Genomic DNA, 23,631 nt, shown 5'->3' with positions numbered 1-23,631 from the left:
GGCGGTCACTCGGCGGAACCTCTCGCGGCGGTGCCGGTGGACGGTACGGCCGGTGGCGGCCACACCATTCGTCCGTCGATTTCTCGCGAAATCGCCGCGCCGAGAGCGCGGGCGGTCACATGCGGCTGATCCGCACGTAGCGCTTCACGTCCGGGCCGAACAACCACGCCAGCGTGGCGATCACTCCCACCACCAGCACCAGGAACAGAAAACGGCGCACTACCGATCACCTCCTTCGACGACTCCTCGTCCGAGTCCGGCCGACTCGGATCCGTCAGGTTCGGCGCGTACCAGTTCGTGAACCCGCCGTACCGCCGCCGGCACGGCACGTTCCACGATCCGGCTCAGGCCGATGCGCTGTTCCAGCTCGGCGGGTTCGCAGCCGAGCACGAAAACCCGTCCGGGATCACCGCCCAGCAGGGTGACCAGGTCCAGCACCACATCGGGCTGCATACCGTGCGCGTCGGTCAGCGTCGCGGTGTCCCGCCTGTCGGCGTGCCCGATGTCGGTGGGCCGTAGCAGGGTCAGCGTCCCCGGCGGATCACCCCTGGACACGGCGTCGACCAGCACGGTGGTCGCGTAACCGTCGAGCAGGTCGAACGCGAGATGCATCCCGCTGGTGCCGTAGTCGCCCGCCCAAACCCCCTCGGGCAGCTCGGTCTCGGCGAGCGCGCGACCGACCTCGGGACCGAACCCGTCGTCGCCGAGGAAGATGTTGCCGATACCCGCGATCAGCACCCGGCGGCTCATCGCCGCACCTCGTGCTCACCGGCCGGCGCGGCTTCCTCCGGTCGTCCGGACGGGTCCGCCGCACCTGCCAGCGGACTGACCTCCTCGGTGCCGAAGTAGCGGAACCGCCCGTTGGCACCCTGGATCTCCGCTCCCGGATCGTCGTCCAGGGTCACGGCGAGGTGACTGCCACCGTCCACGTCGAAGTACACGGCGCGCACCGTGGCGATGCGCCCGGTCAGGAACATGTCCTGCGCATCGCCGCCACTACGGGGCCGCAGGGTGACCTTGCTGCCGTTGGACACCGACTGCCCGTCCACCTCGACGCTGTCGTTCTCCGGCGAGACCGCGGCGTCGGCACCGGGATCCCACCAGGGGACACCGGGCTCGGGGAACGGTCCCGCGGCCTCGCCGGAGATTCCCGCGCCGGACGAACCGGGCGGGGCGGGGAGGTCCGTTTCCACATGCGGGCTCGACGGCGAAACCTCGTGCCGCGGGCCCTCGTGCTCCGGACTTCCCGGCTGTGAGTTCCGCTGCTGCGAACTCCGCTGCTCTTGTGGGCTTCCCTGATCCGGTGAGTTCCCCTGATCCGGCACCGACTCCCGCAGGTATCGCAGCGTGCCGTGCAGCCGTTCCAGCATCTCGGGCGGCATGTCGTCGACGCCGTCGATGATGTCGCGAGCTCGCTCGTCGGTCTGCCTGGCCTGCTGTTTCTCCTGCTCGGTCAGCGCCATGGTGCGCAGCGTCAGAATCTCGTCGATCTCGGTGGCGTCGTGCAGCTGCCGCGGGCTCTCCGGGGCCACCCGCGGATCGTCGTAGAGGATGATCGGAGCCGCCAGCACCGCGGCACTCCGGTTCCCGGGCCCCAACAGCACGGGCCAGCAGCGCACGTTCTCGCATTCGGCCACCGCGGCGGCCGCCCATTCCGGGGGGTCCATCGAGGACAGCAGCGACCCCTGATCCAGGCCGAGCAGCAGATGGGTCGCCACGAAGGCGTGACGCAGTGCCCGCTGCCTGTCGGCGTCCGCTGCCCGCCACTCGGAGGTGTTGACCACACTCACCCGCAGCCGCAGACCGCCGTAGGGGCCCGCGATCCGCTCGGCGTCGACCCGCAGCCTGCCCCGCAGCGGACGCAGTTCGCGAACGATCCGCCCGCGGAGCTCCCCTGTCTGGTCGCGGACCTCCTCGGTGCTGCGGGCGGCGTCGTCGCGAACGGCGAGCTCGCATCCGCCGTCGATCAGGTCACCGAGCCGGACCAGCAGGTCGTGTTCCTGCTCGACCGCCTCGTCGAACTCCTCGATCACGCGGTCGCCGACCGGCAGCGATGCGACCCGGCGGTACTGCCCCCGCTCGTCGAGCGATTCGACCGAGCGCTGCTGGATGCGCAGGAAGCGCAGCCGGACGTGCACCCGGGCGTCCTCCGGCGCCTCCAGCAGGCATTCGGTGCGCAGGTCGGTGTACTCCCCGATCGAGTCGTCGGCGTGGCTCGGCGGCATCAGCACCCCGAACTGCCAGCGCACCTGGTTCTTCGGTGAGTCGGCGGTGTAGGGGTAGAGCAGGTACCCCTCGTAGAGGACGGCGTCGGCCACCGCCCTCGCCTTGTCGAACAGTTCGGTCACGGGGTCACCTCGCCCGCGTTGTCCAGCAGCGTTCCGATGGCGGCGTCCCAGGTGGGGATCGCGTGCCGCGACTGGTAGCGCAGCAGGGCGTCCACCGTGTCGCGGTGCAGGCGGACCCAGTCGGCCCGCGGGAAGTACAGCTCCTTGAGCCGCTGCCACACCTCGATCGGCATGGCGTAGTCGGCCTCCAGCTCCCAGGGGACCTGGTGGACCCAGAAACCGTTGGCGCCCTTGCCGAAGACGGTGCCGCTGAACAGCAGCACCATCGGCACCGAACCGGAGCGCAACGAGTGCAGGTACTTTCCCGAGGCCACCTCCATGTCGAAGGTGCAGGGCACGGGAACGTCCACCCGGATGGAGTCGGTGAATCCGGGCACCTGCGTGGCCACGTTGGCGAACCGCAGGTTCCGCAGCGTGTGGCCCCAGCGGTCCCGCCCGCCGAAGAGGTGGCCGAGCAGTTCCTCCTCGGAGCCGTCGTAGTCCCGCTTGCGGGGCTCGATGTCGATGGCGCAGCGCAGCGATATCGCGTGGATCGGGTCCTCGCCGGACTCGTCGATGCGCAGCCGGAACAGCAGGGTGGGGCCGGCGCCGTAGCGTTCGCAGCGCACGTCCTCGCACGTGACGGAGAGGTCAGCCATCGCCGCGCTCCCATCCGGGCTGCGCGGAACCGACCCGCTCCCCGCGCTGCCGGAGCCCGGTGAAGAACTCCTCGATGTGCTCGCGGGCCTGGCTGCCGCCGTCGAAACCGCGCCAGTACGTGCGGACCAGCCCGACCAGCCGGTAGCAGGTGTCGATCGGCACCAGGAAACCCTCGAACTCGGTGCCGGACTCGCCGAGCTGGTTGATCAGCAGTGCCTCCACGTCCTCGGCGATGTCGGCGAAGGCCGGTTCACCGGCTGTCACCTCGTCCCAGTCCTTCGGCGGCAGCGTCGCCTCGGTGGCTCCCGCCGGGCTGGGGTAGAACAGCACCGGACCGGTGGTCGAGCTGCGGAAGGCGAAGGCCATGCCGACGGGTATGCCGGTGGCCTCCCACAGCGCGACGCCCGGCGGAAAGGTCGGTGCGTAGCGGTAGCGCTCCGGGACCGCGCGGTGTTTGCCGCTGCCCGCGCCCGGGTGGGTGAAAAGCAGGTAGCAGGCGCGGCAGGTGCACAGGATGCGGCGGTTTTCCACGTTGACCACGTGGGAGTGCCCCGTTTCCCACAGCTGTTCCGAACACATCTCGCAGCTGGTGCCGGGCGCGCGTTCGGCTCGGGCGGACTCCCCGCGAGGACGCAGGAAGCGGCGCAGCCCACCGGGGTCAGTGGTGCCCGCGGTTCCGGAGGTCGCGGAGGTGGGGGATGTCTCCGGTCTCACCGCGCGACCTCCGGAACCGCGAGGCGGACACCACCGTCGTCGGCCAGCAGCGGCAGCGGTTCCAGGTGCAGGTTCGACTCCTGCTCCTCCCGACCCGCCAGCCGTACGTCGTAACTTCGCGCGCAGCCGGGACACCGCAGCTCACCGCCGTGCAACTCCGCCTGCCCCAGTTCCGTCCCGCAGGCGGGGCAACGATCCCGGTAGGCGTAGAGCACTCCGGCCGCGTTGCACACCAGCACGCTCGCGCCACCGATCCCGACCGAGGTGAGCTCGCCCTCGGACAGGCTCACGAGCTCGTCCAGGTTCACCCACTCCGCGGTCTCGACCGAGGGCGTCGCGCCGTTGTCCGAACCGGTCGCCAGCGGCAGCAGCGGTCGGCCGCCGGGTCCGGTGGCGGTGGTTTCCGGTTGGGCCATGCCCTCCACGGCGATGTCGGCGATCTCCGGGGCCGCCTTGCGGACGGCGTCCTCGATGGCCAGTTTCACCGTGACGGCCGAGGACGGGCAGCCGTCGCAGTTTCCCTTCAACCGCAGCCGCACGACACCTTCCTCGTCGATGTCGAGCAGCTCCACGTCCCCGGAGTGCGAGCCGAGGTAGGGCCGCACGCTGTCCAGCGCGTCGGACACGCGCTCCCGCACCGGAACCGGGTGCAGATCGTGCAGCGCGAACAGTCCACCGACCAGCTCGTCGGTCGCCAACCGGTCGAGCAGCTCGGAGCCGGAACGGTGCTCGGCCAGCAGTGTCGTGATCCGTTCGATTCCGGAGCCGTAGAACCGCATGATGGTGGCGACGAGGTCCTCGGCGGCCTCGCGGACGCCGGGTGTCTCGACGTTGTCGAACTTGCCGAGCAGCTCGTCCACGCGGGCGGCGACCGCGCTCGCGTCGTCCTGCTGGGACTCCGCCCGCGGCGGTGTCCCCGTGGTGGTGGATTGCGTCATCAGTGGGGAGTCCTCGCGTGAGTGGGTCACGTCCCGGCGCCCGCCGGAAGCGTGGTCACCGGAACGATCGTTCGGAGTTGTACGACTGGTGTGTAACCGGGGTCTTCCGGAGCAGGTGGCGGATCGGGTGGTTCCTGCGGTGCGCGGCGCGATAATCCGCTCTCGCAGCCCAACCATCCGCGGGTTCTCGCGTGCGGCTCCCGCGAGGAAGGCCCGACGTGGCGTAGGTGCCTACTCGATGTCGGGCCTCCCGGAGCGAGAGCCGTGCGAGAGGTTCCGCTACCTGACCACCCCGCCAACCCGACCGGGAAACCCGATCAAGTCTGGCTGTCGAAGGCGTGGGGGGTGTGCGTCTTGTCCAGCTCGAAGCCGTCGCCGGTGTACATGTGCACCCCGCACGGCAGGCAGGGATCGAAGCTGCGCACGGCGCGCATGATGTCGATTCCCTTGAAGTTCTCCGGGGTGTTCTCCTCGAAGATCGGGGTGTTCTGCACCGCGTCCTCGTAGGGCCCCGGGGTTCCGAAGGAGTCGCGCACGCTGGCGTTCCACGGCGTCGGCGGGTAGGGGTGGTAGTTGGCGATCTTGCCGTTCTGCACCACCATGTGGTGCGAGAGCACCCCGCGCACGGCTTCGGTGAAGCCGCAGCCCACGCTCTCGTTGGGCACGTCGAACGGTTCCCAGGTCTGCGTGTTGCCGCCGCGGACCTCGGCCAGTGCCTTGTCCACGAAGTGCAGCGCCGCCGCCGCGCAGTAGGCCTGGAAGTAGGTCCGGGCCCGGTTGCGCTCGATGGCGTTGCTCCACTTCGGAATCTTCCACTCCAGCGTGCGCTCGCCCATGGTGGCGCTCTTGGGCAGGTTGATCTCCACACTGTGGCCGGTGGCACGGACGTTGCCCATGTCCACCAGCCCGGCCAGCGCGGTGGTCCACAACCGCGCGATGGGACCGCCGCCGGTGTCCAGCGCCAGGTGCTCGGAACCGTCGAACCAGCGCGGCGACATCACCCAGGAGTACTTGTCGTCGAAGTCCCGCTTGGCCGGTTTGGGAATGGTGTGCTGGTTCCAGGGGTGGCGCTGGTCGACCGGGTTGCCCAGCGGGTCGCGGTCGACGAACGTCTCCTGGCCCTGCCAGTCCTCGTAGTAGGAGCTGCCGAGCAGGATCCGGATGCCCAGGTTGATGTCGACCAGATCGGTGGTGACCAGCTGCCCGTCCACGACGATGCCCGGCGTGACGAACATCTTGCGGCCCCAGTTGTTCATGTTCTCGTACTGGAAGTCGCAGTGGTCCGGGTCGTTGAGGCTGCCCCAGCAGGCGAGCATGATCCGGCGCCTGCCGACCTCCTCGTAGCCGGGCATGGCCTCGTAGATGAAGTCGAACAGGTCGTCGTGCATCGGCACGCAGCGCTTCATGAACTCGACGTAGCGCATCAGCCGGGTGAGGTAGTCGGTGAACAGCTGCACCGTGGCGACCGTTCCCACCCCGCCGGGGTACAGCGTGGAGGGGTGGACGTGCCGTCCCTCCATGAGGCAGAACATCTCGCGGGTGAGCCTGCTGATCTGCAGTGCTTCCCGGTAGAACTCACCCTCCAGCGGGTTGAGCGCCCGCATGATGTCGGCGATGGTGCGGTAGCCGTGCTCGGAGGCGTTGGGGGCCTCGGTTCGTTCGGCCAGTTCCAGCACGCCGGGGTTGGTCTCGCGGATCATCTTCTCGCAGTAGTCGACCCCGACCAGGTTCTCCTGGTAGATGTTGTGGTCGAACATGTACTCGGCGGCCTCGCCGAGGTTGATGATCCACTCCCCCAGTTTGGGTGGCTTGACCCCGTAGGCCATGTTCTGGCTGTAGACCGAGCAGGTGGCGTGGTTGTCCCCGCAGATGCCGCAGATGCGGCTGGTGATGAAGTGCGCGTCGCGGGGGTCCTTGCCCTTCATGAAGATGCTGTAGCCGCGGAAGATCGAGGAGGTGCTGTAGCACTCAACCACCCGTCTGGCCTCCCAGTCGATCTTGGTGTAGATACCGAGGCTGCCGACTATCCTGGTGATCGGATCCCAGGACATCTCCATCAGATCGGATTTCGACTTTCCCGTCTTGGCGGCGGGATCGGTCTGTGTCATGTGGGTACCTTCCTCGGATCGGATCACCAGGTCGGCAGGTAACCGGTGTAAAGCTCACGTCCTTTGCCGCGCCAGGACGGTTCCTTGTCCGCGGTTCTGCGGGTGATACCGCGGAGTCTGCGGATCGCGGCGCCGTAGCCGCCGATCGCGGCGGTGGACAGCAGCGCACCGGGGGGTTCGTCCATGAACGGCATGAACTTGTCCGGGAAACCGGGCATGGTGCATCCGATGCAGATGCCGCCCACGTTGGGGCAGCCGCCGATGCCGTCCATCCAGCCGCGTTTGGTCACGTTGCACTGCACGACCGGTCCCCAGCAGCCGATCTTGACCAGGCACTCGGGGGTGCCGTAGTGCTCGGTGAACTGCCCCTGCTCGTAGTAGCCGCCCCGGTCGCAGCCCTCGTGGACGGTGATGCTGAACAGCCACTTCGGCCGCAGCGCGTCGTCCAGCGGGATCATCGGAGCCTGCCCGGCGACCTGGTAGAGCAGGTACAGCAGCGTCTCGGACATGTTGTCCGGCTGCACCGGGCAGCCTGGAACGCACACGATCGGCAGCCCGGCCTTGGACTTCCACTGCCAGCCCAGGTAGTCCGGCACCCCCATGGCCCCGGTGGGGTTTCCCGCCATCGCGTGTATCCCGCCGTAGGTGGCGCAGGTTCCGGTGGCCACGATGCCCAGCGCCTTGGGGGCGAGCCGGTCGATCCACTCGCTGGTGGTGATGGGCTGGCCGGTGTTGGGGTCGTTGCCGAACCCGCACCAGTAGCCCTCCTCCTTGATGGCCTCGTTGGGGATCGAGCCCTCGATGACCAGCAGGAAGGGTTCGAGCTCACCGCGGTCGGCCTTGTGGAACCACTCGATGAAGGTGTCCGCGCCCTGCTCGGGGCCGCTCTCGAAGTCGATCAGCGGCCAGTGCACCTGCACCTCGGGTAGCCCGGGAAGCGCCCCCAGCACGATTTCCTCGATGCTGGGCTGCATGGCCGCGGTCAGCGAGACGGAGTCACCGTCGCAGCTGAGTCCGGCGTTGATCCACAGAATGTGAACCGGCCCCGGCATGCCGTCTCCGGTCTCGCTCTCGGCCCCCGCCCCGCGGGTGGTCGGGTCCTGGTCGGGAACGGGTTTCATGTGTCGTTCGTTGGTCGGTGCCACGTCGGATCACTCCTCACTCACGCATCGAGGCCGGTGTGCCCTGCGGTGCCGCACCGTCCCGGTTCCGGGAGAGCGCGGATTGGGTGAGCTCCCAGAGCGCGTGGTAGAGCGTGGTCTGGGCTTCCTGAATGCGGTGCACGGAGGGTGAGGGCACCACGAACAGGTGATCGATGCTGTCCGATTCGGACATCTTGCCGCCCTCGTAGCCCGCGATGCCGACGGTCAGCATCCCCCTGCTCCTGGCCTCCTCGAAGCCCGCGAGCAGGTTGGCCGAGTTTCCGCTGGTCGAGATGCCGACGGCGATGTCGTTGGGGCCGCCGAACGCGCCGAGCTGCCTGGCGAAGATGACGTCGAAGCCGACGTCGTTGCACAGCGCGGTGACGACCGCGATATCGCTGGTCAGCCCGAGTGCGGGCAGCGCGGTGCCGCCCGCGTCGGGATGCAGGAACTGGCTCGCTATCTCCTGGGCGTCGGTGGAACTGCCCCCGTTGCCGAAGGCGAGCAGCCTGCCGCCCACGGCGAAGCGTTCGGCCATCGCTTCGGCGCAGCGGAGGAGGTTGGCACCGTCACGCCGGTGCACCTCGACCCGCAGCTCCCTGATCTCGTGGGCCTTGGCCTCGATGGAGTGACGCACCTGGTCGAACACGGCGTCGACGTCGACCGGCGCGTTGGTCAGGAACGGGTACAGCGTCCCCGCCGATCCGATGTCGCCCGCCGATCCGATGCCGCTCGCCGGTCCGGCGTCGGGACCGGTGCCGGTTTGAGTGGCGGGAGCGGGGTGAGCGGCGGGTCCGGTGTGGGTGTCGGTCTGGTCCACGGTGTTCACTCCTCGACGGTCGCGATGGCCTCGCCCGCGTGCACGAGCACCGTGTCGCCGACGGCGGCCGGAACCAGCGCGACACTGATCCGTTCGGTTCCCAGTTCGGTTTCCACGTCGGCCATGCCGTCCGCGAGCAGCCGCAGCACCGTGACGCGCACCGCCTCGTCCGAGCAGGTCACGCAGTGCTGTCCGTCGCAGCTCGCGCCGGAGGGCACCGGGTCGGGAAGCGGTTCCTCGCTCATACCGTCACTTCCGAGGTCAGTGCGCCGGGCTGCTCGAGGAAAACGTGCACCAGTTCCCAGAGGATGTGGTACATGGTCACGTGCACTTCCTTGACCACGCGCGGATCGGTGGCTCGCGCCGTGAGCACGTGGTCGGTGCCGGAATCCGCCATCGCCCCGCCGTCGCCACCGACCAGGCCGACGGTCAGCAGCCCGAGATCGCCGCTCTCCCGCAGTCCGCGCAGCACGTTGGCGCAGTTCCCGTCGGTGGAGATTCCCAGCGCGATGTCGCCCGGGTCGGCCAGGTGCCGGATCTGGTGGGCGAACACCTCGTCCAGCCCCTCGGCGCTGCCGGTGGCGACTCCGGTGACCGTGGCCACGTCGGAGGTCAGTGAGACGGCGGGCAGGGCTCGTTTGCCGACGATCACCGGATGCACGAACTCGACGGCGACGTGCTGCGCGTCGGTACTCGCCCCGCCGTTTCCGAAAACGACCAGTTTTCCACCCTCGTGGAATCTTCGGGCAACGGCATGACAGGCTCGGGCCACGTTCTCGGCGTTCGCCAGGATTTGATTGACGGGTTCGACACGACGTTCAAACAGGCGATCGACCGTTTCGTGTGCACCGTTGTCCGGGGACGATGACATCGGTGATCACTTCCTTGTGGTGGTATGCGGCATCACCCAAGCTAGAACAGAGTGAATCAGTTCACAACTTGATATTGGAATTCAGCAGCGCACCACGAATCGACGAGCGAAATTCGTGAAAACATTACCACGACGCGAACCGAGAAAATGAGACGGTTCCAGAATTGCACACGAAAACGTCGGAAATTATCCCGAAAAACCGGGAATCGGCGTGTCGTTGTTGACGAATCCCGCGGGATCCGGCACCGCCCCCACGTCCTCTGGTGACGCGATGCCGGATCACCGTGCGGGAGCGGCGGGTGATCCGTCGCGAGAGGCAACGGATCACCCACCGAGCATCACCACTGACCGACCGGCGGAACTCGGCTCAGGTGGCGTAGCCGAACTGGCTGAGTCGGTGCTCGGCCGTCCGCAACTCATCGGTCGAGAACAGCTCGGCGAACCGCGGCTCGGTGGCCAGTGCTTCGACGGTGAGGTCGAGCCTGCCGCGTTCCCAGAGCGCGGCGAACCCGTCGGAGACGCCCCCACCGGCGAGAAGTTTGTGCGCGGTGGACAGTCCGCCGTGCTCGGCGAGCATGCTCAGGAAGTACGTGGCGGTGTAGTGCGCCTCCTTTCGGCCTCGCTCGTACAGCGAACGCATCCGCTGCTCGAACTCGGCCACCAACGGTTCCCGCACGGGGTCGGGCTCACGGGACTGCTCGGTCGCGGCGGAGTCGGCATCGGAGTCCGGCTCGGGCTCCGGCTCGTTGCGGTTGCGGCGCCGCACGTAACCGCGCAGCGCGTCGACCGAGGTGAACACCTCGTAGCCGAGCTCCTCCAGTCGGGGCAGGTCGGCGTCGGCGGTGTCGAGTTCGAGTACCACCGGACTCCCCTGCCCGGTCTGCAACCCTTCGGGCCAGAACGCCTCGGCCACGGCCAACGCCCGACCGGTGCGGGGATCGGCGATCTCGGTGTCGGTGGACGGAGGTGCGCAGCCGAGCTCGACCAGCTCGGAGATGAGCCCGTTGACCTGGGCGACACGGGCGTCCATGTCGTCGTCCCCGGCGATGGACAGCGGTTGCAGCTCTTCCCGGTCGGCGGTCTCTTCCCCGGTGCGCAGCTCGGTCAGGAACGACTGCGCCGCCTCGGCCAGCAGCTCGCGCCGTGCCTGCAGGAAGTCGGGATAGCGTTCGATCTTCCACAGTTCCGGATCGTTGGGGATCCACTGCGAGGCCAGGACACCGGGGTGTTTCTCCTCTACCTCGGCGAAGTACTCCTCGGGCGGCCGGTTTCCCACCACGAGGTTGGTGTCCTGGGTGAGGAAGCAGAAGTTGGCGATTGCGTTGACCTGGGAACGCTCGTAGCCGGCCTGGTACAGCAGCGATTTGGGGAACAGGTGGTGCACCTGCAGCGAGGAGTTCCTGCCCAGCATGTCGGCGCGCAACGGCATACCGCTGCCGAAGTCGCAAGCCTGGTTCACCCTGGTCAGCATGTACAGCAGCGGGTAGAAGCGTGATCCCTTGGTCGACCCCTCGAAGTCGTGCGCGTGCACGTCGAGGTTGCCGCCGCGCCACCGCTCCAGCGAGGTGATCAGCCCGTCGATGCCGGACCGTTCGACGGTCTCGTAGTCCTTCTGTAGGAACGTCTCGGTGGAACCCGCGAAGCGCCCCCAGAGCGCGGCGTGGACGTACCAGTACAGCACCCTGTCCTGGTGGGAACGGTCGTCGAACCGGCCACCGTTGAGTTCCAACAACCGCGAGACCACCGGGAAGGCGTAGCGGGCCATCAGCACCCGGTCGTGGTCCAGGCCGAGCCGCCCGGAGACCAGGTCGAGGAACCGGCCGATGTAGCCGGTGGACCTGTACAGCGCGTCTCGGAAGTCCCCGGCCGAGACGTTGTCCAGCGCGGTGAACAGGGCTCGGCCGGTCGCCACCGCGTTGGCGTTGCGCAGCAACCAGTCCAGCGTGAAGTCGAAGCCCGCCTCCTGCCACTCCCGCAGCTTCTCGCGCATCTCGCCGCGCGCGTCGCTCCACTGCGAGCAGATCTTGGCCAGGGCGAGATCACCCTTGGACAACTTCGTCCCGCCCGAGTTGACCCGGTTGAAGATGTCGACCACCGTGTCCACGTTCTTGTCGTCACCGATGATCTTCTCGGCATGGAACTCGCGTTCCATCAGATTCTGCAGCCGGTTCAGCCGGTCGACATAAGCATTGAGGTTCTCCGGATCGTACTGGCTGAATGTCTTGACGTAGTCGCCGAAATTCTTCTCCAGGAACAGTTTGGTCACGTCCACCCAGCGGTAGTCGTCGGCCATCCTGGACGGCGCGTAGAACTCGAACTTCTCCTCGGCGACGTTGAAGTACAGATTGGTGAAGACCGACGGGTCCCCCTCGAAGAACGCCGGGGCTTTGCCGCGCACCACGCCGTACAGCGAGGTGATGCGCTGCTGACCGTCCAGCAACAGCAGATGGTTTCCCTGTTGGCCTCCCGGGTCACCCCGGACGGAAACCCCTTCGGCGTCGGTCTCCCACATCAGCAGTCCGCCCACGGGATGCCCCCGGTACAGCGACTGCATCAACTCCCGCACCTGGTCCCGGTTCCACACGTAGCCGCGCTGGAACTCGGGAAGCAGCACGGAACCGGAGTCGATCTGGTACAGCAGTGCGGAAAGCGTCGGCATGTTCTTCCTTCCTGTGGTCGTGGCGGGTCGCGCGGTGTACGGAAACCTCGGGCGCGACCGGTGTCAGTTCTGGGTGTGCAGGAACGGGCTCTTGCCGCCGTGCCAGGACACGGCGAGTTGTTCCCGGGCGCGGGTACAGGCGACGAACAGCAAGCACCGCTCGCGCTGGGTGTCCCTGCGGTGTGCCGAGGCGTCCTCCTCGGCGGGTGTGATCGCGCTGGGAGGCGGCACTTGGTGCTCGGTCACCCCGACCACCGCAAGGCAGCGAAACTCCAGCCCCTTCATCCGGTGCATGGTGCCCACCCCGACCGCGTCGTCCTCCTCGGTCGTGCCGCCCTGCAGTCGCACGCTCGGAATCCCGGCTTTTCCGAGTTCGTCCCCGACCGTTTCGACGAGTTTGTTGGAGCGCACCGCCACACCGATCTCGCCGGGAGCTATCCCGGTGTCGACCCATCCCCGCAGCGTGGTCACCAGCTGTTCGAGCTCGGCGGTTCTGGTGGGGAAACCGCGAACCCACGGGTGCTTGCCGCGTACCTCCGAGCGGCAGCCGGCGATGGCTTCGAGCCCCTCGTCCATGTCGTCGATGGTTTCGCCGCGCAACAGCCCGAGGCTCCAGGCGAGGATCTCGGCGGTGGTCCGGTAGTTGACGTTCAACCGGCTCGACCGCCCGGTCACCCGGATTCCCACCTCGCGCAGGCTCACGCGGTTGTTGTAGATGCGCTGGTGCGTGTCACCCGCCAGGAAGATGTCGTCGGGCCGCTCGGGGGCGGCGGCGCGCAGCAGCCGCCACTGCACCGGGCTGAGATCCTGGGCCTCGTCGACCACCACGTGCCGGTAGGGCTTGTCGGTTCGCTGTTCGAGCAGCCTGGTGGCCTCGACGCAGATCGTCTCGTGGGTCCACACGCCCCGCCGCCGCAGCTCATTCTCGAACTCCCAGATCGCCTGCCAGACCTGCGCCCGCTGCCGACTGCCGAGGCCACGTCCCCGGCCGTCGCGTTTGGCTCCGAGATACTGCTCGGCGCTGCCGACCCCCTGGGCGAGCACGACCTGCCGCCACTCCTCCGCCAGGAAGTTGGCCGAGAACGACACGTCCAGCTCGGTGACGATCGACTGCCACAGTTGCCGTTGCTCCTCCGCGCTCAGGATCGTGGGGGCTTCGTGGTGTTCGCGGAACACCCGATTGGCGAACTGGTCCACGTGGTGCACGTGGATGCGTTCACGCACCTCGGAGTCCTCCACGAGCAGTTTCACCCCGGTGTCGAGCGAGTCGGCCAGGGTCGAGGTGAAGGTGGTCATCAGCACCGGCCCCGTCCCGTTCACCGCCAGCTGGTGGGCACGGTGCATGGTCACCACGGTCTTGCCGGTGCCGGGGCCACCGGTGACACGCGCGGGACCGTTGTAGGAGGCCTCCACCGCCGAGCGCTGCACCGGGTGCAGGTAGATCCGCCACGTGGCCAGCGGGTGCCGAAAGACCGCCATGAGCTCTTCGGGTCCGTCGACGAGCACGACACGATCGGGGCTGCGCTCCACCGCCGCGTCCAGATCGTCCGGGTCGAACCCGGCGTCGCTGACCTCGGCGGCCAACTCCGCCCAGACCTGCTCGGGGGTGTAGCCGGTGGCCAGCCCGAACAGCACGTCCCACTGGTTGCCCGGCAGGAACGATTTGGCCGCGTCGAGCTGCGCCGAATCGGTGAGTGCACGCGCGAAGGCAAGGATTTGCTCGTCGAGGCCCAGTTGTCGTAGCTGGGAGTCCTTGACGTGGTCGAACAGGCGGCTGGGAGCGGTTTCGGCCAGTTTGGACAGCCCGGGCAGACTGTCCTCCACCGCCGCGACGTCGCGGATCTCGATCCGCCCGGTTGCCGCGTTGACCGAGGCCTTGCGCCGCTTCGCCCAGGCGTAGGCGTCGTCGTGCGGCAGCACGGTGAGCAGGGTGTAGCTGTCCCCGGAGTCCGGTGCGAGCACGATCCCGCGCCAGAAGTCGCTGATCCGGATGGAGCGGAACCGGGAATCGCGCGCGTTGGCGATCTTCTCCAGGTGTGCTCCGGCGTGGCTGACCTGATCGAATTTCGCCAGGGTCTGGCTCACCTTCTCCTGAACCTGCTTTTCGAGTTTGGTGAACTCGTGCAGGAAGTCCTTGTCTATGCCGAGTCGGGCCACTTGTGTCTCCGGTACCGCTGTGTGTCGTTGTCGATGTCGTCGGCGCCGCGTCGCCCGAGCAACGAAAGACCCCAGTCCGTCCGATTCGACCGTTTTCCCCGATGGGGCTCCGGACACCGCTGATGATCATCCTCCTCCACCCGGCAATCCGTCGAGCAGTTCGCGCACTTTGACGACGAGGGAGTGCTCGGGGTCGTGGGTGCGAAGCAGGTCGTCGAGCAGCGTGCTCAGGGTCGTCTCGGCTTCCTCCGGCTTGCCCGCCCCGAGCTGGAGCAACCCGATCTGGCATCGCAGGTCCAGGGTGCGGGGATGGTCGTCGCCGAAGACGCGTTGTTCGTCGGCCAGCAGGCTTTTCATGGCCCGGAGCGCGTGGCTGTGGTTACCGCCGAGCGCGTGGCAGCTCGCGTTGCGCAGTCGGCAGTGGAAGACGAGTTCGGTGTCGAGCCCGTCGCGCTGTGCCAGGTCGGTGGCCAGCGCATGGTATACCGGTCCGGCCCGCTGGTACTGGCCACCGTCGTAGAGCACTCGGGCCCATTCCAGGCGCAGTTCGATGACGTCACCGTCGGTGCTGCCGAAGACCCGGCTCGCTGAATCCACTGTGGCCCGCAGCAGTTCGGCGGCCTCGTCGTATCGGGAGTGCTGTACGCGGGAGTCAGCCCGGTTCTTGGCCGCCGCCAGCTCGTCCCGGGTTATCGCGGGAGTCTCCTCCGCCGCCGCACCGGGGTCGGGGTGGCCCGTTCGCTCACCGGTTTCCGGTGAGTCCTGGTTCGGCGGATCGGGGCGCTCCGAGGCGCTCCCCCGCCCGGAAGGCCTCTCGTCGGGAGCCACCTCGTCGGAAGCCGTGTCGGCCGGGGGCTCCTCCGGTGAAGGCGCGCTGTCGGAGGCCTTGCCCGCCGGCCTCGGGGACGGGCTGCCGTAGGGAAACACCCGACTCAACACCGAGGCGTACATCCGGGTGGGACTGGGAATCGCGGGGTTCGCGAGCGCTCCCGGCAGCGCTTCGACGTCCGCCGCGAACGGCAGCAGCCGATGGTAGACGGTGGGCGCGCTCTCCGGGCGATCCTCGGCTTCCTTCGCCAGCAGGTCGGTGACCAGCTCCGTCAGTTCCGACGGAACGTCCGGGCGGTACTCGCGTAGCGGTGCGGGCCGCTCGCCGACCTGCTTGCTCATCACGGCGTAGTCGGTGGGGCCCCGGAAAAGCCGCATCCCGGTGAGCGACTCGTAGAGCACGCAACCCAACGAGTAGAGATCGCTGCGGGTGGAGCTGGTGGCGTCCTGGATCTGTTCCGGAGCCATGTAGGCGGGAGTTCCGATGTGTTGGCCGGTGCGGGTCAACCGGGAGATGTCCGCCACGTCGAGCGCCACGGCGAGTCCGAAGTCGAGCACCTTGACGGTGCCGTCCGGTTGCAGCATCAGGTTGGCCGGTTTGAGATCGCGGTGCACCAGCTGTTCCTGGTGGGCGGCGGTGAGCACCGAGCAGGTCTGCGCGGCGATCGCCGCGGCCCAGCCGAGCGGTAGCGTGCCGTGTTCGGCGATCAGGTCGGAGACGCTGATGCCGTGGACGAGTTCCATGACCAGGTAGGGCCGCCCGTTGTGGCTGCCCACGTCGAAGATCGACGGGACACCCGGGTGCCGTAGTCGCGCGGTGACGCGGGACTCGCGGCGGAATCGCCGTACCAGTTCCTCGTCGTCATCCGCGTCGGGGAACCGGATGAACTTGACGGCGATCTCCCGCTCGAGTTTGGTGTCGCGTCCCGCCCACACTTCCCCCATCCCGCCCTTGGCCAGCGGAACGGCCTGGAGTTCGTAGCGATCGTTGATCACTGTCGGTTCCGCCACGTTTCCTCCCCGAAGCCACGTACGCGCGTCTCGCTGCTTTCACGGTTCCATCCGAACCCGCTGTATCGACGGTCGCCGGTGGACCTCACCGACGCCGGAATATTCCGCCACATCGGACGTAATCGTGAGTTCCGATCGGAACGTGGCCTCGAGTCGCCTGATACACGGGAAGCGGGAAACTGTCGAACGCGCCCCCGCCCGGTCGAGATCAATCGTTTGTCCCCTTTTCGGGCTGGTGCGGACCCCCATCGACGTAGTCCGCACACCCCGAGCTCTGTCACGGTTTCTCCCGTCGCCACAAGATAGCGCAGTCCGTTGTCGGACAGTTCACGCCACCGGAAAATCCATACGTTACCGAATTGTTTCCCGGATTCCGGTAACGCTTCCCGATGTCGATTACCGCACCCACCGGATTCTGCGTACTCGAGTCGGCAACGCGCGGAACCGACTCCGTGCCGGAAAAGTCGTTTCATCAGGACTCCGCCCGTTCGATACCCCGAAGTCTTTCGGGGTCCACCTCGCCGGTGACGAAGCCCTGTGCCGAGGCATCCGGAGTGTCCGCCACGCCGGTGATGCCGCTCAGCAGGGTGTTGTAGACGGCCGCGCGCTGCTGGTAGTCCCGCCACGACTCCGCCGCGTTCTGCCGCCCGGCCACTTCGTGGGCCCGCCGCGCCGCATCGTTGATCCGTTCGACCCACGGTTGTTCCAGCAGGTCCTCGTGCCGGGCGACTGCGCGCAGCGAGGCCTGTTTCCTGGCGCGGCCGGCGAACATCATCCGCAGCTTGCTGCCCGCACGTCCTGCCACCGGGCGGACCGAGTCGAATTCGACGGACAACGCGTCGATGCTGTCGCCGAGCTCGTCGACGGTGGCTTCGGCGGTTTTCTCCCCGACTCCGGGGATGTCGACGCAGCTGTTCGGGACGCGCGGACAGCACCTGGCGGACGTTGCGGTACCCGGCGCGTTCCAGCGCGTCGAGTCGGCTCCTGCTACCGGCCACCTCGCGCAACTTGTCCAGCGGAGTGTCCTGCAGCCGCGCGGCGACGGCACGGCGGTGGAGCTCCGCGTGCTGCTCGCGGGCTTGCTCCCGCAACCGTTCCGGTGCGGAGCGAAGCCGGTCGGCGGTGTTCCTCGTTTCGTCGGCACGGGACAACGTGCCACGCGCGAGCGCGCCGACGACCGCACGATCAGCGATTTCGGGAGCGGCGTCCGGCTCGTCGTCCGCAGCGGTCGGCTCGTGCAATGCGTCCCCCTCGGTTTGTTCCGACAATCACCGCTCGCGCGCCCCGCGATCGGAAAGCCCTCCATGGTCTCGTAAAGCCCACTACAGGAAATCCGCCGAAAAGGTGAATAATCCGGATTCCGGGCCGCCCGGAGCGGAATACCGTGTGCAGCACGTCACAATCACCCCGAGTTGATCTCACCCATTCGGTTTATGGCAACGCCTTACCCGTTGCGGCATCCTGAAGGGCTGATCACAGACAGGTCAGCCCGGAATCTCAACGGTCCAGGGCACTCTGATGGGGACTGCGGGGCATGTCGACCGAGAACGACCAGGAATTACAGGAACTGGTGCGCGCGAAAGCCGAGGAATGGGCGAACAAGCTCGTCGACCTCGGAAACACCAACACGCTGCTGCACTTCAAGAACAGGAAGAGGACGACGCTGGACCTCTCCTCCGCCGACCCCGATGCGTTGCGCGAGCTGCTCAGCGGTTCGGAAACGCGGTTGAGTTCGCTGTTCCGGGAAATAGACGTGAACAAGGACGCGAGCAAACGGATCCGCGACATAAGGCGCAGGATCAACGCGGCCGAGGAGGAACAGGGCGTCGAGGTGGGCAAGGTCGCCCAGGGATTGGTGCGAACCGAGCAACAGGTGCGGGGAAGCGAATCGGTTCCCGCTACCCGAGCACCGCTGCTGCTGCGAACGCTGCGGATCGAGTCCCGAACGGTCTCGGAGAACGACTTCGTGCTGCGGCTCGACGACGTCGAGATCAACCAAGTGCTGCTGTACGCCCTCGACCGCAAGTACGGCTTGGACATCGATCACGAGCGGTTCACCAGCGCCGTCGAGGATCGGTTGAGCCAGCACGAGGACCCGGGGGAACAGCTCGAGGGCGTTTACGGGGAACTGGCCGATCTGGCGGCGCGGCAGGACATGGGAATCGAGCTCGAACGTTCGGTGGTCATCGGCCTGTTCAACTACGAGAAACTGCCGATGGTCAAGGATCTCCGCAGTTCGACCGGACTGCTGGCCCAGCACGAGCTCGTGGCCGCCCTGGCCGGTCACCGAGCCAGTACGGAAGCGGTGCGGGAGGAGAGCACCGGTTTCGCTCCCCCACCACCGGACGAGATCGCGCCGAACACCGAGCACCCGGTGCAGGACGCGGACTCCTCGCAGCAGGGAGCGATCAACAGCGCCCTGTCGGACCAGCACGTGCTCGTCGAGGGGCCACCGGGTACCGGCAAGAGCCAGACGATCGCCAACATCATCGCGGGCGCCACCGCGCAGGGAAAACGGGTGCTGTTCGTCTCCGAGAAGCGTGCGGCCATCGAGGCGGTGACGAACCGACTGGCCGAGGTGAACCTGGCGGACCTGGTGTTCGATCTGCACCAGCGCAAGGTCGACAAGAAGCAGCTCGCGCAACAGTTGCAGGAGAGCCTACAAGCCACCAGCAGGCAACAACCGGCGGAAACCGGGGATCTGCACCAACGGTTGGCGGAACGACGCGATTCGCTGCGCACTTCGTCCGACGAGCTGCACGCTCGGCGTGATCCCTGGGAGAAGAGCGCCTATGAGGTGCAGCTGGAGCTGCTCAAACTCGGGGATCAGCATCGGACGGACCACTTCTTCCGTGGCCCGACGCTGCGCGCGCTGGACGCGGCGACGGTGCGCAGGCTGGAGCAGGAGCTGCATCAGTTCGTCGATGCGGGTGGACTGCGGATCCTCCGTAAGGAGTCACCGTGGTGGCAGGCCGACATCCGGGGCGAGGAGGACCTCGAACGTGTGATGGCCGAGCTCGACGAGCTGACCACCCGAACCCTGCGGGACGGTCAGCAGGGGATGCACGCCCTGCTGCGCCAGACCGGTCTCACGCCGCCCACCGATCTCGAGGGGTGGCAGCACGTGCTGGAACTGCTCGACGAGGTGCACAGCAGCGTCGAGGCTTTCGGTTCGGACGTCTTCGGCACCCGACTGGACGACTGGTTGCTCGCCACGGCGAGTCGTAAACAGCGTGCGCGATACGGCCGGAAGCTCGGGTGGCGGCAGCGCCGAACGCTGCTGAAGGAGGTCAGGCGGGCTTCGACGGACGGCATCACCAAGAAGTGGGCGTTGCACGCGAAGTTGTCCGAGATCGTGCGACAGCGTGACCGCTGGAACGAGCTGGGCGGTGGCCAGGTGCAACCGGCCGAGGTCGTGGACCTGCGACAGACCATGGAGACCTTCCACACGCTGCGAAACCAGCTCACCTCGGTGGCGATGTGCGCGCGGCTCACCGACTACGAGTCCCGCCCAACCGAGCAGGTCCAGGAGGAACTGCACGAACTCGCCGCCGACAAGAACACGATGTGGCAGATGCCCCGGATCAACGAGCTGCTGGACAGGTTCCGCGGCCTGGGCTTGGGGGAGCTGCTCGACGAGGCGGCCCGCCGCGACGCCACGGGGGAACAGACCTGGCTGCTGTTCCGGCACTGCTGGCTGAGGTCCCTGCTTGACGAGTTCAAGCTGCGGGTCCCGGCGCTGCGGGAGGTCAACGGCGAGCAGCGGAACAGAACAGTGGACGAGTTCCAGGAGGCCGACCGGGAACACCGTGGGACCTCCGCGCAGCGGGTGCGGTGGTCGGTGGCCGACGCGCTGCGCCGGGTGCGCGACGACTTCCCGGAGGAGACCGAACTACTGCGGAAGCAGGCGAACAAGAAGTCCCGGCATCTGCCGATCCGGCGACTGGTCGAGCGTGCCCCGCACGTACTGCTGGCGCTACGGCCGTGCTGGGCGATGTCTCCGCTGGTGGTCAGCAGCACGCTGCCCGCCGAGCGGCTGTTCGATCTGGTCGTGTTCGACGAGGCGAGCCAGATCGAACCGCACGACGCGGTCACCTCGCTCGCCCGTGGCCGCAGGCTCGTGGTCGCCGGGGACGACAAGCAGTTGCCGCCGACGAACTTCTTCAGCCGGATGCTCGAAGAACCCTCCGAGGCAGCGGACGAGGATGAGGACGAGGGCGATCTGCGGGACTACGAGTCCATCCTGACGACGATGCGTTCGCTGATCCCGCTCCAGCGAACGCTGCGGTGGCACTACCGGAGCCGGGATGAACGGCTGATCGCCTTCTCCAACGAGGAGATCTACAACAACAGCCTGGTGACCTTCCCCGGGGCCCGCTGGGACACCCCGGTCACGCTCGACGTGGTCGACGGGGTCGCCTCGCCGGGTCAGGACGGCTCGGCCCCGGAGGAGGTCGAGCGCGTCGTCGAACGGGTGTTGGAGCACGCCGAGTTCCGCCCGCACGAAAGCCTCGGGGTGATCACCATGGGCCAGAAGCACATGACCCGCGTGGACGACGCCATCCGAAAGGCGCTGCGGGACCGGCCGGAACTGCAGGACTTCTTCGACGAGAACACCGAACCCAGCAGGCGATTCTTCGTCAAGAACCTCGAACGCGTGCAGGGTGACGAGCGTGACGCGATCATTCTGACGCTGGGGGTGGCCAAGCGGGCCAACGGCACCGTGGCGCGCACCGGCTTCGGTCCGCTCAACAACGAGGGAGGGCCGCGCCGGCTGAACGTGGCGGTCAGCCGCGCCAAGACGAGAATGACGGTGGTCAGTTCCTTCGGCCCCCACGATCTGGCGCCTCGGGAGGAACGTACCGGCACCGAACTGCTCCGCCGTTATCTGGAGTTCGCCCAGAACCAGACGCGGATCGACCAGGTCGGAAGGCAACAGCCGGTCGAGTTGAACGGGCTGGAGCAAGACATCCACGACGCACTGCGCGAACGCGAGATCGAGGTGTACCCGCAGTGGGGGTATTCCCAGTACCGCATCGACTTCGCGCTGGCACACCGCGACGAGCCGGGCCGGATGATCCTGGCCGTCGAGGCCGACGGCGACAGCTATCACAGGTCGCACAGCGTTCGGGACCGGGATCGGTTGCGGCAGGCCCATTTGGAGAACCTCGGCTGGCGGTTCCACCGGGTGTGGGCCTCGGCCTGGTTCGCCGACCGGGAGGGCGAGACCGAACGCATCGTCAAGGCCTGGGAACAGGCCATGATCGATGCCGAACGCGAGCCCGCGCCTGCCGTTCCCGACAAACCCGATACCCCGGAGAGCACTGAGCACACCGGGGACACCGGGCACACCGGGGACACCGCGCCGCCCGAGGTCACCATCACCCGTGGCCCGCGTCCCGCGATCACACCCGGGTTGCGGATAGCGGATTACGGCGAGGAGGAGCTCGTCGAGCTGTGCGGTTGGCTGCTGACCGACCGGTTGCCCCTCGACCGGCAGGAGCGGATCGAGCAGGCGATGCGGGAACTCGGTTTCAAACGCAAGGGGTCGCGCATCGTGGAGCGACTGACCAGAGCCGTCGACATCGCGCAGCGACAGGCCGAGAAGGAGCAGAGTTGACGTTCCCGCTGGACGATCGGACCGCCGAACGAATCGCCGAGGTGATCGTCGACATCGGAGGTCCCTACGAGCGCAAGACGTATCAGCTGGAGAAGCTGCTGCGGCACGCGGGCTGGTCGGATCCGCCCGAGTACGACGGATCACCACGAATCGAGTGGCTGTCCGAGCAACTGATCGACCGCAAGGAGAACCGTTCCGACATCGAACGGTTACTGTGCCGGGTCTGCGATCCCCGGGAGTACGAGGACGGCGAGAGTTCCGCCGAGGAGTTCCGCGAGGCGATCAACACCAGGCTGGCGGCGGAACGGCTGGTGGTCTCCCAGACGGGAGGCCGTCCGGTGCTCGGCACGCTGGACTCCGACGGGGAGCAGGCGGTCTTCTTCGCACCCGAGGACCTGGACCGACGACTGCGGCTGTTGATCGAGGAGGAGGAAGCGGTCGACCTCCTGGTCAACCGGGTGAACGAGACCCGATTGTGCCAGGACAGCGGTGCCCACACCATGGCGATCATCGGTATCGGGAGTTTCGTCGAGGGACTGCTGTACGCGTTGCTGACCGAACGGGACGAGAAAATCCGGAAGAACGGTTTCGTCGGGAGGAACGGCAGGAACACCCCCGCCAACCGCGCTGGGTTGGAGCTCATGCTCGACACCGCACACGAGAAGGAGTGGATCCAACTCGACGCGAAGGACTTCATGGACAACGTTCGCAAGTACCGGAACTTCATCCACCCGCGTGCCGAGCTGGAGAAGCAACCGAAGTTCGACAAGGGCAGCGTGGCACTGTGCTGGGGCCCGGTGCAGGCGATCCTCAACGACATCGAGGAAAGCATCGAACCAGTCCGGTGACACCGACCGGTAGCACCTGATCCGTCGGATTCAGGGAACGCCCGGCGGTACTTGCGACTTTCCGGCGCGGTCGCCGAAGCCGGGGAGTCCGGGGCATTCCCGGAACCCGCCCCGGCTTCATCCGCCCGGGCTTCACCCGCCCTCTTGCTGCCGCGTCTCCCCCAACCGTTCGAGGATTCCCCGGGTCTTGAGTTCGGTGAGGTGCTCGGCGGCGCGCTGCGGGGCGGTCCCGCCGCGCACCCGCAGCCCCGCCTCGATGTTGCGGTCCACTCCGGACTGGGTGAGGTTGGCGCTGGAGACCAGCAGTTCGCGCCGGTCGGCGACCGCGATCTTGGCGTGGGTCCTGGAGTTGCGCTCGGTGCGCTGCCGCGGCGGCCAGTGCCACAACTCGATGCCGCCGATCCCGGCGAAGGCATCGGCCGGTTCGGGGCCACCGAGCGCACCCCGCGCGCCCCGCAGGGTCTCCACGACCACGGTGACGGCCACTCCCCGCTCGACCGCCGCGCGCAGCGCCCGCCGCAGCTGCTCGTGCGGCCGCGCCGAGTAGGTCATCAGCATCAACTCGTGGTTCGCCCGCTCGATGAGTTCGACCAGCACCCGCGCGGTGGCGCGCACCGGCACCGGGTGGGTGCCGGGGCCGCTCCAGACCGGTTCGACCGCGATCTCGGCGGCACGGCGGTTGTATCCGGCGGCCAGTCCGCGCAGGAACCCCGCGGTCTCCTCGGCCGAGCGTCCCTCCGTCGCCTGGGCGTCGAGGACGGCCCGCGCGGTCTCGGTGTATTCCTCCCCCGGCCCGGACAGCACGGCCTGTTCCGGCCAGCCCGCCTGGATGCGGTCGGCCAGCGTGCGCAGCGCGCTCGCGCCGAGGCGGGGTAACGCCTCGGCAGCGACACTTTCCAGCTCGGACGGTTCGCCGGTCATGCCCACA

The 23,631-nt window shown here is 67.6% G+C and carries 19 protein-coding genes; 3 read left to right on the top strand and 16 right to left on the bottom strand.

The window, feature by feature from the left end; genetic code table 11:
* Positions 1-115: 115 nt before the first annotated feature.
* The 15 genes from BLR41_RS23995 to BLR41_RS09380 all read right to left on the bottom strand — a co-directional run bounded on the left by BLR41_RS23995 (position 116) and on the right by BLR41_RS09380 (position 17,070).
* Positions 116-220 carry a DUF6893 family small protein gene (locus BLR41_RS23995; protein ID WP_425426900.1) on the bottom strand — a complete coding sequence of 35 codons (105 nt, stop codon included), beginning with the start codon at positions 218-220 and terminating at the stop codon, positions 116-118.
* The gene (locus BLR41_RS09445) at positions 220-750 is read right to left on the bottom strand and encodes a hydrogenase maturation protease (protein ID WP_092627666.1); all 531 of its coding nucleotides are present in this window, start codon (positions 748-750) and stop codon (positions 220-222) included. Before BLR41_RS09445 ends, BLR41_RS23995 begins: the two co-directional genes overlap by 1 nt.
* The gene (locus tag BLR41_RS09440; protein WP_176797906.1) at positions 747-2,348 is read right to left on the bottom strand and encodes a proline-rich domain-containing protein; all 1,602 of its coding nucleotides are present in this window, start codon (positions 2,346-2,348) and stop codon (positions 747-749) included. Before BLR41_RS09440 ends, BLR41_RS09445 begins: the two co-directional genes overlap by 4 nt.
* The gene (locus tag BLR41_RS09435; protein ID WP_092627665.1) at positions 2,345-2,986 is read right to left on the bottom strand and encodes a DUF6084 family protein; all 642 of its coding nucleotides are present in this window, start codon (positions 2,984-2,986) and stop codon (positions 2,345-2,347) included. The genes BLR41_RS09440 and BLR41_RS09435 overlap by 4 nt, the downstream gene beginning before the upstream one ends.
* Positions 2,979-3,701, bottom strand: a complete 723-nt coding sequence (locus BLR41_RS09430) for a DUF5947 family protein (protein WP_218120037.1) — start codon at positions 3,699-3,701, stop codon at positions 2,979-2,981. The genes BLR41_RS09435 and BLR41_RS09430 overlap by 8 nt, the downstream gene beginning before the upstream one ends.
* On the bottom strand, positions 3,698-4,639 hold the full coding sequence (locus BLR41_RS09425; protein WP_176797905.1) for a NifU family protein: 942 nt from the start codon (positions 4,637-4,639) through the stop codon (positions 3,698-3,700). Before BLR41_RS09425 ends, BLR41_RS09430 begins: the two co-directional genes overlap by 4 nt.
* Positions 4,640-4,956: 317 nt before the next feature.
* Positions 4,957-6,747, bottom strand: a complete 1,791-nt coding sequence (locus BLR41_RS09420; protein ID WP_092627663.1) for a nickel-dependent hydrogenase large subunit — start codon at positions 6,745-6,747, stop codon at positions 4,957-4,959.
* Between the two features lie 23 nt (positions 6,748-6,770).
* Positions 6,771-7,799, bottom strand: a complete 1,029-nt coding sequence (locus BLR41_RS09415) for an NADH-quinone oxidoreductase subunit B family protein (protein WP_342745356.1) — start codon at positions 7,797-7,799, stop codon at positions 6,771-6,773.
* 106 nt (positions 7,800-7,905) lie between these two features.
* Entirely contained in the window at positions 7,906-8,616 is a 711-nt protein-coding gene (locus BLR41_RS09410) for an SIS domain-containing protein (RefSeq protein WP_092627886.1), read from the bottom strand.
* A gap of 98 nt (positions 8,617-8,714) precedes the next feature.
* Positions 8,715-8,954, bottom strand: coding sequence for a HypC/HybG/HupF family hydrogenase formation chaperone (locus tag BLR41_RS09405; protein WP_092627662.1), 240 nt, complete (start codon positions 8,952-8,954; stop codon positions 8,715-8,717).
* On the bottom strand, positions 8,951-9,580 hold the full coding sequence (locus tag BLR41_RS09400; RefSeq protein ID WP_092627661.1) for a D-sedoheptulose-7-phosphate isomerase: 630 nt from the start codon (positions 9,578-9,580) through the stop codon (positions 8,951-8,953). The genes BLR41_RS09405 and BLR41_RS09400 overlap by 4 nt, the downstream gene beginning before the upstream one ends.
* Before the next feature lie 367 nt (positions 9,581-9,947).
* The gene (locus tag BLR41_RS09395; protein WP_092627660.1) at positions 9,948-12,239 is read right to left on the bottom strand and encodes a GmrSD restriction endonuclease domain-containing protein; all 2,292 of its coding nucleotides are present in this window, start codon (positions 12,237-12,239) and stop codon (positions 9,948-9,950) included.
* A 63-nt stretch (positions 12,240-12,302) separates the two neighbouring features.
* Positions 12,303-14,396, bottom strand: coding sequence for a UvrD-helicase domain-containing protein (locus BLR41_RS09390; protein ID WP_092627659.1), 2,094 nt, complete (start codon positions 14,394-14,396; stop codon positions 12,303-12,305).
* 126 nt (positions 14,397-14,522) lie between these two features.
* Positions 14,523-16,169 carry a serine/threonine-protein kinase gene (locus BLR41_RS09385; RefSeq protein ID WP_176797939.1) on the bottom strand — a complete coding sequence of 549 codons (1,647 nt, stop codon included), beginning with the start codon at positions 16,167-16,169 and terminating at the stop codon, positions 14,523-14,525.
* 538 nt (positions 16,170-16,707) lie between these two features.
* Positions 16,708-17,070 (bottom strand): hypothetical protein, encoded by a 363-nt coding sequence (locus tag BLR41_RS09380; protein WP_092627657.1) that lies wholly within the window; start codon positions 17,068-17,070, stop codon positions 16,708-16,710.
* Between the two features lie 64 nt (positions 17,071-17,134).
* On the opposite strand from BLR41_RS09380, the gene BLR41_RS09375 reads away from it, so the two are divergent.
* The 3 genes from BLR41_RS09375 to BLR41_RS09365 all read left to right on the top strand — a co-directional run bounded on the left by BLR41_RS09375 (position 17,135) and on the right by BLR41_RS09365 (position 22,703).
* Positions 17,135-17,551, top strand: a complete 417-nt coding sequence (locus BLR41_RS09375; RefSeq protein WP_143013031.1) for a hypothetical protein — start codon at positions 17,135-17,137, stop codon at positions 17,549-17,551.
* Positions 17,552-17,769: 218 nt separating this feature from the next.
* On the top strand, positions 17,770-21,855 hold the full coding sequence (locus BLR41_RS09370) for an AAA domain-containing protein (protein ID WP_092627655.1): 4,086 nt from the start codon (positions 17,770-17,772) through the stop codon (positions 21,853-21,855).
* A complete protein-coding gene (locus tag BLR41_RS09365) occupies positions 21,852-22,703 on the top strand; it encodes a hypothetical protein (RefSeq protein WP_092627654.1) in 852 nt (283 codons plus the stop codon). The genes BLR41_RS09370 and BLR41_RS09365 overlap by 4 nt, the downstream gene beginning before the upstream one ends.
* A 132-nt stretch (positions 22,704-22,835) precedes the next feature.
* Here the strand turns inward: BLR41_RS09365 and drmC are convergent, their stop codons facing one another.
* On the bottom strand, positions 22,836-23,624 hold the full coding sequence (gene drmC, locus BLR41_RS09360; protein ID WP_092627653.1) for a DISARM system phospholipase D-like protein DrmC: 789 nt from the start codon (positions 23,622-23,624) through the stop codon (positions 22,836-22,838).
* Positions 23,625-23,631 lie beyond the last annotated feature (7 nt).

The sequence above is a fragment of the Actinopolyspora mzabensis genome (genome assembly GCF_900101095.1).
Classification (GTDB): Bacteria; Actinomycetota; Actinomycetes; order Mycobacteriales; family Pseudonocardiaceae; genus Actinopolyspora; species Actinopolyspora mzabensis.
The sequence above is the reverse complement of the archived record's forward strand: the minus strand, read 5'-3'. Positions and strand labels throughout refer to the sequence as shown.